Genomic DNA, 11,224 nt, shown 5'->3' on the forward strand with positions numbered 1-11,224 from the left:
TAGGTTGATACAAACCGATACAATGCGCCCGCCCACCGCGTCGACGCGGCCGGGCGGCACAGGACGCCGCCGCCACGTCTTCCGATTCACCCTATCTGACCGACCCTGCATGGACGTATCGCGCCCCGCCTCCCCTTTGCCCGCACCCACGCGCTGGACGCGACTGGGCTGGCTGAGCCTGTTCACCGCCATCAACGCCTGCGTGGCCATTGCCATCGCCTTGGGCAATACGCCCCTGCACGACAACCCCGGTGGCGCATTGGGGCTGGGCTACCTGGCCCTTGCCCTTCCGGGTCATTTCCTTGCCTTCGGCAGCCTGGTGTCGCTGCTGCCACTGGCCGTGGGGCTGTGGCCGCGCTCGCCGCGGCCGCTGGTGGTCAGCGCCGTGCTGCTGCAGGGCCTGTGGCTGTGCCTGCTGCTGGTGGATGCAAAGGTCTTCGCGCTGTACCGCTTCCACCTCAATGCCATGGTGATGAACATGGTGTTCGGGGGCGCGCTGCAGGACCAGGTGGCCCTGTCCTGGCAGAGCTGGCTGCAGTCGCTGGGCGTGCTGGCGGCCGTGGCCACCGCCGAAGTCCTGCTGGCCTGGGCCTGCTGGAAACTGGTGCCCGACCGCGCCCGGCGCCGCCCGGTGCTGTTGGCCTGGGCTGCCGGACTGGCGCTGATGGCTACCGGCCAGATCGCCACGGCCTATTACGACGCCCTGGGCGAGCGCGCCGTGACCGGCCAGTGGGCCTACCTGCCGTGGGCGCAGCCGATCACCGCCAAGCGCCACATGCACCGCCTTGGCGTACGCAGCCTGCCGCAGGCCAACCTGCCCGACCCGCGCCACAGCCAGCTGCAGTACCCGCTGCAGCCGCTGCGCTGCCAGAGCCACACCCAACCCAATGTGCTGGTGGTGGTGCTCGAATCGCTGCGGCATGACGCGCTGGATGCCACCACCATGCCCAACACCTGGGCGCTGGCGCAGCAATCGGAGGTGTTCGACCGCCACTACAGCAGCGGCAATGCCACCCGTTATGGCCTGTTCGGCCTGCTCTACGGCCTGCCCGGCGGCTACTGGTCCAGCATGCTCAGCGAACAGCGCGGCTCGATCCTGTTCGAGGTGCTGCAGCAACAGGGCTACGACCTGCACCTGTACGGCAGTGCACCCCTGTACAGCCCCGAATTCGACCGCACCGTGTTCGCCCAGGTACGCAACCAGCTGCATACCGCGCCGTCGTCGTTGCCGGTCGCCGCGCGTGACCAGCACATCGTCGATGCGCTCGGTGCGGACATCCGCCAGCCCGGCGGCGGCCATTGGTTCGGCATGGTGTTCCTGGACAGCACCCACGCGCCGTACCACCTGCCGGAGGCCTACCCTGCGCTGGCCACGCCGATGGCCACGGAAGTGAACTTCCTTGCCTTCGACGACGAGCACGACGCCACGCCCGAGCGCAACCGCTATCGCACCGCCGTGCATTACACCGATGCCTTGATCGGCCAGCTGCTGGCGACCCTTCGCGAGAGTGGCCAGGCCGACAACACCATCGTGCTGGTCACCGGCGACCACGCCGAAGAATTCAACGACCTGGGCCTGAACTACTGGGGCCACAACGGCAACTTCTCCGACTACCAGATGCAGGTGCCGTTCGTGCTGCACTGGCCCGGGCGTGACCCGGCACGGCACGACGCCGCCAGCAGCCATGAAGACTGGGTGCCGACCCTGATGCGTCACGGGCTGGGCTGCGAGAACGCGCTGGCCGATTTCAGCACCGGCCAGGACCTGTTCGACGCCACCCGCCCGGCGCGTCCCCTGCTGGTGGAAAGCTGGTCGCAGCGCGGCATCCGTGAAGGCAACCGCACCTACGTGTTCGACAAGTTCGGCAACGCCACCACCCTGGACGCCCACTACCTGCCCCTGCACGACCAGCCGCCGGACCCGGCAGCAGTGCGGACTGCCTGGAACGCGTTGACCCACTTCCGCAAGCAATGACGTTGATTATCCAGACCCCTGGAACGTTCATGATGAACAAGCCCCTTAAAATCCTGCACACGGAAGCCGCCAAGGGATTTGGCGGCCAGGAGATCTACATCTACCGGCACATGCTGGCCATGCGCGAGCGCGGCCACGACGTATCGCTGCTGTGCCAGCCCGGTGCACGCCTGGGCGAAGTGGCGCGCGAAGCGGGCTTCACCGTGCATGCGCTGAAGATGGGTGGGCTGCTGCGGTTGCTGCGCGGCATCTGGTCGGTGAAACGGCTGGTGCGCCGGCACACCTATGACGTGGTCAACACCACCAGCCGCCGCGACGCACTCATTGCCGCCGCCGGTGCGCGCCTGGCCGGCGCGCCGCTGGTGGTGCGTTCACGGCACCTGATGAGCCCGGTCAACTCCCTGCTCACCTACACCGGCCTGCCGCACCGGGTGCTGACCGTGAGCAGCTTCGTGAAGCAGCTGCTGGTCCACCGCGGGGTGGCCGACGGCCACATCGGCATCGTTCCGCCCATCGCCGTGCCGCCGCAGTGGTCGCAGGCGCACAGCGATGATGCCTGGCAGTGCCTGCAGGAAACCCGTGCCGAAGTTCGCCGCGAACTCGGCTTCACCGATGACCAGATCGTGGTCGGCTGCGTCGCGGTGCTGCGCGAAGCCAAGGGCCACGCCGACCTGCTGCGCGCCATGGCCCCGCTGTGCCGCCAGCAGCCGAACCTGCAGCTGGTGATCGTGGGCGACGGCCAGCCCGTGCTGGATCAACTCAAGGCGCTGCGCGAAGCGCTCGGCATCGCCGCGCAGGTCCACCTGCTCGGCTACCGCCACGGCGCCTGCCGGTTGATGACCGGCTTCGACATCTTTGCCCTTGCCACCCACAAGGAGGCGGCCGGCACGGTGTTCCTCGAGGCCGCCTACGTCGGCGTGCCGATCGTGGCCACCCGGGTCGGCGGCGTGCCGGAGATGCTGGTGGAAGGCAGCAACGCCCTGCTCGCCCCGCTCGGCGACCAGGCCGCGCTCACCCGAGCGCTGCAGACCCTGGTCGAGCAGCCGGAGCGCCGCCGGCAGATGGGCCAGGCCGGGTGGGACTGGATGCGCTGCGCGCACCGCTTCACCCCGACCGGGCACACTGAAGCCACCGAACACTACTACCACCAGTGGTTGAAGGAACTGGGCCATGGCCAACGCTAGAACCGTGCCGGTGCTGATGCACCACCACGTGTCGCCCTCGCCGGGCATGATCACGGTATCGCCGGAAAACTTCGAAAGCCAGATCGCCTGGCTGGCCGGCAACGGCTGGACCTCGCTCACGCTCGAGCAGTACGCCGGCTTCCTGGCCGGCAGGCCCGTCCCACGGAAGTCCATCGTGATCACCTTCGATGACGGTTACCTGGACAACTGGGTGTACGCCCACCCGATCCTGCAGAAGTACGGCATGCACGCCGTGGTGTTCGTGGTCACCGGCTGGATGGGCGAAGGCCCGGTACGGCCGCACGCCGGCCAGCCCGGTGCGGCACTGCCCCCCACGCCTGACCATCGCGGCTGTGAGGCGGCGATCCTGCGCGAGAACCGCCACGACGACGTGATGATGCGCTGGAGCGAAGCGCGCGCCATGATCGACGCCGGCACCTTCGAAGTGCACTGCCACACCCACACCCACACGCGCTGGATGAAGCAGGACATCAGCCGCGAACAGAAGCGCGAAGGCATCACCCGCGACCTGGAAATGGCGCGCAGCGTGCTGCAGGAACAGCTCGGCGAAGTGTCCGACACGCTGTGCTGGCCCTACGGCGATTTCGACGAGGACTACCTGCCCATCGCACGCGCGCAGGGCTTCCGCTACCTGCACACCACCCACCCGTTCGGCCGCAACGTGGTCGGCGGCGATCCGGAACACATCTACCGTTTCGCCATCCGCAATCGCCCCGCCAGCTGGCTGCGCAAGCGCATCGCGTGGAGTTACCACCCATTGATCGCGCCGGTGTTCAACCGCTTCAAGGCCAGGCAGAAAAAAATGGTGCCGGGGCCGTAACGCAAAAAAACCCGGCCGAAGCCGGGTTTTTCATTACGCTGCGGCTGCTGCTTTCACCGCGCCGGACAGGCTGTCCAGTGTGGCCTGCATCAGCTCGGCGGTATCTGCTTCAACCGTGACGCGCACCACCGGCTCGGTGCCGGAGGGGCGCAGGAACGCGCGGCCGCGACCCTTGACCGCCTGCTGCGCAGCGGCCAGTGCCGACTGCACGCCTTCGGACTGCACGATCACCTTTGCAGAAACACCCGCCAGGCGCACGTTGACCGTCTTCTGCGGTACCCGGGTCAGCCCTACCAGCGATTCGCGCAGGCTCTTGCCTTCGCGACGCAGCACTTCCAGCACCTGCAGCGCACTGACGATCGCATCGCCGGTGGTGGCGCGATCCAGGCACAACAGGTGCCCCGACGCTTCACCACCGAGCACCCCGCCACCTTCCACCAGCGCCTGGTGCACGTAGCGGTCGCCCACGTTGCTGCGCTGGAACGGCAGGCCCAGGCGCTCCAGCGCCTGCTCCAGCCCGAAGTTCGTCATCAGCGTGCCCACCACCGGGCCGCGCAGGCGCCCACTGCGCTGCCACGACGGGGCCAGCACATACAGCAGGTCATCACCGTCGACCGGATTGCCCTGGTCATCGGCCATCAACACGCGGTCACCGTCACCATCGAACGCGATGCCCAGGTCTGCACCCACCTCACGCACCTTGGCCGCCAGGTTGTCGATGTGCATCGAACCGACGCCATCGTTGATGTTGACCCCGTTCGGCTCTGCACCGATGGCCACCACCTCCGCGCCCAGTTCCCGGAACAGCAGCGGCGCGATGTGGTACGTGGCGCCGTGCGCGCAGTCCAGCACGATCTTCAACCCGCGCAGGTCAAACCCGCGCGGCACGCTGGCCTTGCAGAACTCGATATAGCGGCCCACCGCATCACGACCGCGTGCCGCCTTGCCCAGCCGATCCGAATCGGCCGTGGTGAACTCGGTATCCAGCGCCGCTTCCAGCGCCAGCTCCGTTGCATCGTCGAGCTTCTCGCCATCGGCGGAGAAGAACTTGATGCCGTTGTCGTAATGTGGGTTGTGCGAGGCACTGATCACGATCCCGGCGTCTGCGCCCAGCGTACGGGTCAGGAACGCGACCGCCGGGGTCGGCATCGGCCCGAGCAGCTGCACGTCGGCCCCCGCCGCAACCAGCCCGGCTTCCAGCGCCGCTTCGAACATGTAGCCCGAAATGCGCGTGTCCTTGCCGATCACCACCACCGGCCGATGACCGTTACGCTCGGTCAGCACGCGGCCCAGCGCATTGCCCAGGCGCAGCACGAAGTCCGCCGAGATGACGCCCTGCCCGACCCGACCGCGGATGCCGTCGGTGCCGAAATACCTGCGCGCGCCCATCAAGCAGCAGCCTCCGGGGCGGGCTGGCGGCCCAGCATGGCCAGCAGGTCGGCCAGGCGGTCACGCATCTCGCGGCGGTCGCAGATCTGGTCGATGGCGCCGTGCTCGAGCAGGAACTCCGAGCGCTGGAAACCTTCCGGCAGCTTCTCCCGCACCGTCTGCTCGATCACGCGCGGGCCGGCGAAGCCGATCAGCGCCTGCGGCTCGGCGATGTTGATGTCGCCCAGCATCGCGAACGACGCCGACACGCCACCGGTGGTGGGATGGGTCAGCACCGAAATGTAAGGCAGCCCCGCCGCGCGCAGGCGACCGAGCGCGGCCGAGGTCTTGGCCATCTGCATCAGCGAGAACAGGCCTTCCTGCATGCGCGCACCGCCACTGGCGGAGAAGCACACGTAGGGCGCGCCGATTTCCAGCGCCTTTTCCGCAGCCAGCGAGAAGCGCTCGCCGACCACCGAGCCCATCGAGCCGCCCATGAAGGCGAAATCGAAGGCCGAGGCCACCAGCGGCCGCCCCTTGAGCAGACCCTGCATGGCGATCAGTGCATCGTATTCGCCGGTGTTCTTCTGCGAGGCCTTGATGCGCTCGCTGTACTTTTTCTGGTCCTTGAACTTGAGCAGGTCGGTCGGCCCCAGGCGCGCGGCGATTTCAGTGGTGCTGTCAGCGTCGAACAACGACGCCAGGCGCGCCCGCGCGCGGATGGCCATGTGGTGGCCACACTTGGGGCAGACTTCCAGGTTCTCTTCCAGCTCAGGACCGTAAAGCGCGCTGCCGCAGCTGCTGCACTTCTCCCACAGGCCCTCGGGGACGCTGCGCTTCTTGCTGGGGACGTTGTCGGTGCGGATGCCCGACGGCATCAACTTGCTGAGCCAACTCATGCGGGATGACACTTCCGTTCAGGGCGGCCCGAGGGCCGCAAAGGCGGACAGTCTAGCTCACCCGTTCCACGGCCGGGACCCCCTGCCGGCGGGGTTATCCCGGCGTGAAAACCATGCTGGGCCGTACGTTGCGGCCTTCTCAGGCGTCCAGCGCGGCGCGCAGCGGCTGCAGGAAGGTACGCGCCACCTGGGCAGCGCCAGTGGCATCGACCGTCTCGGCCAAGGCCGCCACCAGCGCGCTGCCGACCACCACGCCATCGGCCTCCACGGCCATGGCGGCGGCGCTCTGTGCGTCCTTGATGCCGAACCCTGCCACCACCGGCACGGTCGAGCGGCTGCGCAGGTCACGCAGGCGGGTACCGGCAGCGCTGCTGTCGAGCCGTTCCGACGCACCGGTGACACCGGCAAAGCTTACGTAATACAGATAACCCTTGGCCATCGACGAAAGCAGATCCAACCGGGCGTCCGCCGTGGTCGGCGATGCCAGCAGGATCAGGGCCAGGCCGGCAGCGGTGAAGATCTCCAGGGTTTCGGCCGCCTCTTCCGGCGGCAGGTCCACCAGCAGCACACCGTCCACGCCCGCCGCGATCGCCGCCTCGGCAAAGTGCGCCGTGCCGTGGATCTCCACCGGGTTCAGATACCCCATCAGCACCACCGGGGTGGTGGTGTCGTCGCGCCGGAACGCCTGCACCGTGTCCAGCACGTAACGCAGGCCAGCGCCGCGCGCCAGCGCGCGTTCGGAGCTGCGCTGGATGGTCGGGCCATCGGCCATCGGGTCAGAGAACGGCACCCCGAGTTCGATCACGTCCGCACCGGCAGCGGCCAGCGCATGCATCACCGGCACGGTCGCATCCAGGCCCGGATCGCCGGCGGTGATGAACGGAATCAGCGCCTTGCGGCGACTGGCACGCAGGCGGGCGAAACAGGCGTCGATACGGGCAACAGGCATCTCAGGCACATCCTTCTTTCAATTCAACGGCGCCACTGGCGCCCCAGTACAGCTTCGATATCACCCCGCCGAAGATCTCCAGCCGGATCGCCAGATCCGAACCGGGGTCCTGCCAGGTCAGGTACTCACCCACGTCCGGGTCGTAGGCATGCGGTGTGCGGGTGCTGCCGGGGGGCAGGCGTTTGAGCGCGTCGTCCAGCGACATGCCCAGGCGCAGGCCGAACGGCCCCGGCTGGACAATCGCCTCGTAGGAACCGTCTATGGTGTCGAGGTCGAAGCGCTGCACGTGGCCGTCATCGACCATCATCGACACCCCTTCGGGCAGGCTGCCACGCTCGTAGTACTCACAGGCGCGCGCACCATCGCCTTCGCTCAGGCCGGCCGAATGCCATGCGCCGTCCGCTTCGACTTCGCTGAAACGCTGGCCGATCAGCACGTCGCCGGCATGATCCAGCGCGACCGAGACCACGGCCGGCGCATCGGTCTGGTCCGCGGGCGGTGCGTCCTGCGGTGCATCCTCGAACGGGCGATCTGCCACATCATCATTGCTCGCCGGCAGCCGGGCCGGCGCAATGGCCGCCGGCGTCGCCGCAGGGGCCAGCACGGGCGGCTCGGGCGGCCTGCAACCGGCCAGACCGACCACGATCAGCAGCGCACGTCCCTGGCGCAGCACTGGATTCACAGAACCAGGCCCTCGCGCGCGGCAATGGTGTGCACGTCCTTGTCACCACGGCCGGACAGGTTGCACAGCACCAGCTTGTCGCTGGGCAGCTCGCGCGCGATCTTGATCGCCTGGGCCACCGCGTGGCTGGATTCCAGCGCGGCCAGGATGCCTTCGCTGTGCGCCAGCTGGTGGAACGCAGCCAGCGCTTCATCATCGGTGATGCCCACGTATTCGGCGCGACCGGCGTCGGCCAGGAACGCGTGTTCCGGGCCCACGCCGGGGTAATCCAGCCCGGCCGAGACCGAGTGGGTTTCAATGATCTGGCCGTCGTCGTCGCAGATCACATAGGTGCGGTTGCCATGCAGCACGCCCGGGCGGCCTGCCGCAATGGAGGCCGCGTGGCGCCCGGTCTCGATGCCGTCACCGGCCGCTTCGGCGCCGACGATGCGCACGTCGCGATCGTTGAGGAAGGCATGGAACAGGCCGATGGCATTGCTGCCGCCGCCGACGCAGGCAGTGATCGCATCGGGCAGGCGGCCGTAATCGGTGAGCATCTGTGCGCGTGCTTCGCGGCCGACGATGGCGTTGAAGTCACGCACCATGCGCGGGTACGGATCCGGGCCGGCGACGGTGCCGATGATGTAGAAGGTATCGCGCACGTTGGTGACCCAGTCGCGCATGGCTTCGTTGAGCGCATCCTTGAGCGTGGCCGAGCCCGATGTGACCGGCACCACCGTCGCACCCAGCAGCTTCATGCGGTAGACGTTGATCTTCTGCCGCTCGATGTCGGTGGCGCCCATGTACACCACGCATTCCAGGCCCAGCCGTGCGGCCACGGTGGCGCTGGCCACGCCGTGCTGGCCGGCACCGGTCTCGGCGATGATGCGCTTCTTGCCCATCCGCGCGGCCAGCAGGGCCTGGCCGATGGTGTTGTTGATCTTGTGCGCGCCGGTGTGGTTCAGGTCTTCGCGCTTGAGCAGGATCTGCGCGCCGCCGACCTGCCGGCTCAGCCGCTCGGCGTGGTAGATCGGGCTGGGCCGGCCCACGTAATGGGTGAGGTCCTTGTCATAGGCGGCAATGAATGCGGGGTCACGGCGCGCTTCGTCATAGGCCGCCGCCAGCTCCTGCAGTGGCCCGATCAGCGTTTCGGCAACGAAACTGCCGCCATAGCGGCCGAAATGGCCGTTGGCGTCGGGATAGGCGTGGAAATCGGTGATGGGGGGGACGGGCGATACGGACATGACGCGACAGCCGTTGGAGACAGGCTGACAATTTAGCGCACATGTGGTGACCGGAATATCGATATTATCTGCACAAACACGTCAGGAAAACTCACATGAGCCAGACGCCACTGCCGCCCCTCAACGCGCTGCGCAGCTTCGAGGCCACCGCCCGGCTGGGCGGCGTGGCACGCGCCGCAGAAGCGCTGCATGTGACCCACGGGGCGATCAGCCGCCAGCTGCGGCTGCTCGAGGAGCACCTGGGGCTGGCGCTGTTCGAGCGCGCCGGCCGCGGCCTGCGCCTGACCGCCGCCGGCCAGGCGCTGCAGGTTGCCTGCGCCGGGGCGTTCACCCAGATCCGCGAGGCGGTGGACACCCTGCAGCGCCGGCAGCGGCCCGAGGCGCTGGTCCTGGGCTGCAGCGGCAGCATCCTGGCGCGTTGGATGATTCCCCGCCTGCCCGCGCTGCAGGCCGACCTGCCGCAGGTGCCGCTGCACTGGTCGGCGCAGGACGGCAGCTTCACCGACCAGCAGCAGGCGCTGGATGCGGTGCTGCTGCTGGCGCAGCCGCCGTGGCCGCGTGGCTGGCAGGTGCGCGAACTGGCCCCGGAACGGGTCGGCGTGGTGGTCAGCCCGCAGCATCCGGCTGCGGTGCGCCTGCGCCAGCAGCCACCGCAGGCACTGCTGCGCGAGCCTCTGCTGCACACCACCTCGCGCCCGCAGGCGTGGCCGGACTGGGCGTTGTCGCATCAGCTGGATCCGGCGCAGCTGCAGCTGGGCACCGGGTTCGAGCACCTGTACTACCTGCTGGAGGCGGCGGTGGCGGGACTCGGCGTGGCGATCGCGCCGGAGCCCCTGGTGGCCGATGAGCTGGCGGCCGGGCGCCTGCTGGCGCCGTGGGGTTTTGCCGCAACCGGTGGCTTCTGGGTGCTGGCCACCCCGGAGGGTGGCCAGGATCCGCGGGTGGAATCCTTGGCCGGGTGGTTGGCCAAACAGCTGCGGTAGGGTCGTTCCCCCACTTACACAGCAGTGGGGGCCGCCAGGCGCTGCTGAACGTCGTCGCGCAGCTTGGCCAGTTCCACCTCGGCCTGCTGGCGTTGCTGCATGCCTTCGCGGTGGATGGTGCGGACTTCTTCCACGGTGGCGATGAGCTGCTCGTGGGTGTGGCGCAGGGTCGCCACGTCGATCACCGCACGCTGGTTCGCCTTGGCGGTGTCCACCGAGGTCTGCCGCATCAGGTCTGCGTTGCGCCGCATCAGCTCGTTGGTGGCGTCATCGATCGTGTTGGACAGTTCCGCCGCACGCTTCTGCTCGCTCAACGAAAGCTGGATCGCGAACTGGCGCTTCCACGACGGAATGGTGATGTCGCGGACGGTGTTGAATTTCTCGATCAGCTGGATCGCATTGGCCTGGATCAGGCGGATCATCGGCAGCGACTGATCGGCCGCATGCTGCATCACCACCAGGTCGCCCACCCGCTTGTCGAGCAGCCGGATCGCGTTGTCCAGCTCGCCCTGGCGGATGCGCACCTGCGGATCTTCACTGCCGGCACCGGCCAGCTGTTCACTGCGCAGGCCGGCCAGCCGCTGCTTGCCGGCGGCGATGTGCAGGCCCAGCGCATGACGTTCGTCGCGCACGATCTCGTGCATGCGGTCGAACTCGCCCACACGCTGGCCCATCAGTGCCTGCTGGCTGCCGACATCGCCGAGCAGCTGCTCGATCTGGCGGTTGGTGTCGCTGAACTTCTGCACCAGCTCGCCCTTGGAGGCGCGCAGCTTGTCGATCAGCCCCCCGATCACCGGCACCTTGGAACGCTGGGTGAGGCCATCCAGTTTGAGCGTGCGCGCGATGCGCACCACTTCGCCCAGCTTGTCGCCACTGGCGTCCAGGTCGCGGTTGCGCACCTGGTCAAGCAGCTGGCTGGAAAACGCCGCGGTCCTGGCCGCCGCTTCGCGCCCGAACACCTGCAGGTTGCCCGGACGGATGTCCTCCAGGCTGCGGCCGATTTCCGCGATGCGCGGCAGGTCATCAGCTACCAGCCCGAGGGCCTGCAGGGTGGCGTCGTCGACGGCGGCCGGTGCCACGGCAAGCGCGGTGCTGTCCTGCGGGTCCTGGGTCATGGCGT

10 protein-coding genes are annotated in these 11,224 nt (G+C 68.2%); 4 read left to right on the forward strand and 6 right to left on the reverse strand.

The genetic code is table 11. The annotated features are described in order from the left end of the window. Positions 1–109 precede the first annotated feature (109 nt). From AC06E7_RS00750 to AC06E7_RS00760, 3 genes are read left to right on the forward strand one after another with little or no spacing between them, the layout of a single operon-like run. Positions 110–1,975: a sulfatase-like hydrolase/transferase gene (locus AC06E7_RS00750; protein ID WP_478062479.1), complete on the forward strand. Its 1,866-nt coding sequence runs from the start codon at positions 110–112 to the stop codon at positions 1,973–1,975. A gap of 32 nt (positions 1,976–2,007) precedes the next feature. Then, a complete protein-coding gene (locus tag AC06E7_RS00755) occupies positions 2,008–3,159 on the forward strand; it encodes a glycosyltransferase family 4 protein (protein ID WP_478062480.1) in 1,152 nt (383 codons plus the stop codon). Further along, complete coding sequence (locus tag AC06E7_RS00760; RefSeq protein WP_478062482.1) at positions 3,146–4,000, forward strand: polysaccharide deacetylase family protein; 855 nt, start codon at positions 3,146–3,148, stop codon at positions 3,998–4,000. The genes AC06E7_RS00755 and AC06E7_RS00760 overlap by 14 nt, the downstream gene beginning before the upstream one ends. 33 nt (positions 4,001–4,033) lie before the next feature. Here the strand turns inward: AC06E7_RS00760 and glmM are convergent, their stop codons facing one another. From glmM to trpB, 5 genes are all read right to left on the reverse strand, one after another. Further along, positions 4,034–5,389, reverse strand: a complete 1,356-nt coding sequence (glmM, locus tag AC06E7_RS00765) for a phosphoglucosamine mutase (RefSeq protein ID WP_184126527.1) — start codon at positions 5,387–5,389, stop codon at positions 4,034–4,036. Continuing rightward, complete coding sequence (gene accD, locus AC06E7_RS00770; RefSeq protein WP_217537218.1) at positions 5,389–6,267, reverse strand: acetyl-CoA carboxylase, carboxyltransferase subunit beta; 879 nt, start codon at positions 6,265–6,267, stop codon at positions 5,389–5,391. Before accD ends, glmM begins: the two co-directional genes overlap by 1 nt. Positions 6,268–6,406: 139 nt before the next feature. After that, on the reverse strand, positions 6,407–7,216 hold the full coding sequence (gene trpA / locus AC06E7_RS00775) for a tryptophan synthase subunit alpha (protein WP_478062485.1): 810 nt from the start codon (positions 7,214–7,216) through the stop codon (positions 6,407–6,409). A 1-nt stretch (position 7,217) separates the two neighbouring features. Then, on the reverse strand, positions 7,218–7,898 hold the full coding sequence (locus AC06E7_RS00780; protein WP_478062487.1) for a hypothetical protein: 681 nt from the start codon (positions 7,896–7,898) through the stop codon (positions 7,218–7,220). Beyond that, on the reverse strand, positions 7,895–9,121 hold the full coding sequence (trpB, locus tag AC06E7_RS00785; protein ID WP_068853434.1) for a tryptophan synthase subunit beta: 1,227 nt from the start codon (positions 9,119–9,121) through the stop codon (positions 7,895–7,897). The genes AC06E7_RS00780 and trpB overlap by 4 nt, the downstream gene beginning before the upstream one ends. Before the next feature lie 95 nt (positions 9,122–9,216). Here trpB and AC06E7_RS00790 point away from each other — a divergent pair, with 95 nt between their 5' ends. Further along, positions 9,217–10,104: a LysR family transcriptional regulator gene (locus AC06E7_RS00790; protein WP_478062490.1), complete on the forward strand. Its 888-nt coding sequence runs from the start codon at positions 9,217–9,219 to the stop codon at positions 10,102–10,104. Positions 10,105–10,118: 14 nt separating this feature from the next. Here AC06E7_RS00790 and AC06E7_RS00795 read toward each other — a convergent pair whose 3' ends face one another. After that, a complete protein-coding gene (locus AC06E7_RS00795; protein ID WP_478062492.1) occupies positions 10,119–11,219 on the reverse strand; it encodes a toxic anion resistance protein in 1,101 nt (366 codons plus the stop codon). Between the last annotated feature and the right edge of the window lie 5 nt (positions 11,220–11,224).

Source organism: Stenotrophomonas sp. Steno-Z4 (assembly GCF_056393145.1).

Coding starts and splice junctions, on each gene's coding strand:
- glmM (WP_184126527.1), bottom strand. CDS start 5,389: ATGGGCGCGCGCAGGTATTTCGGCACCGACGGCATCCGCGGTCGGGTC.
- accD (WP_217537218.1), bottom strand. CDS start 6,267: ATGAGTTGGCTCAGCAAGTTGATGCCGTCGGGCATCCGCACCGACAAC.
- AC06E7_RS00760 (WP_478062482.1), top strand. CDS start 3,146: ATGGCCAACGCTAGAACCGTGCCGGTGCTGATGCACCACCACGTGTCG.
- trpB (WP_068853434.1), bottom strand. CDS start 9,121: ATGTCCGTATCGCCCGTCCCCCCCATCACCGATTTCCACGCCTATCCC.
- AC06E7_RS00750 (WP_478062479.1), top strand. CDS start 110: ATGGACGTATCGCGCCCCGCCTCCCCTTTGCCCGCACCCACGCGCTGG.
- AC06E7_RS00795 (WP_478062492.1), bottom strand. CDS start 11,219: ATGACCCAGGACCCGCAGGACAGCACCGCGCTTGCCGTGGCACCGGCC.
- AC06E7_RS00790 (WP_478062490.1), top strand. CDS start 9,217: ATGAGCCAGACGCCACTGCCGCCCCTCAACGCGCTGCGCAGCTTCGAG.
- trpA (WP_478062485.1), bottom strand. CDS start 7,216: ATGCCTGTTGCCCGTATCGACGCCTGTTTCGCCCGCCTGCGTGCCAGT.
- AC06E7_RS00755 (WP_478062480.1), top strand. CDS start 2,008: ATGAACAAGCCCCTTAAAATCCTGCACACGGAAGCCGCCAAGGGATTT.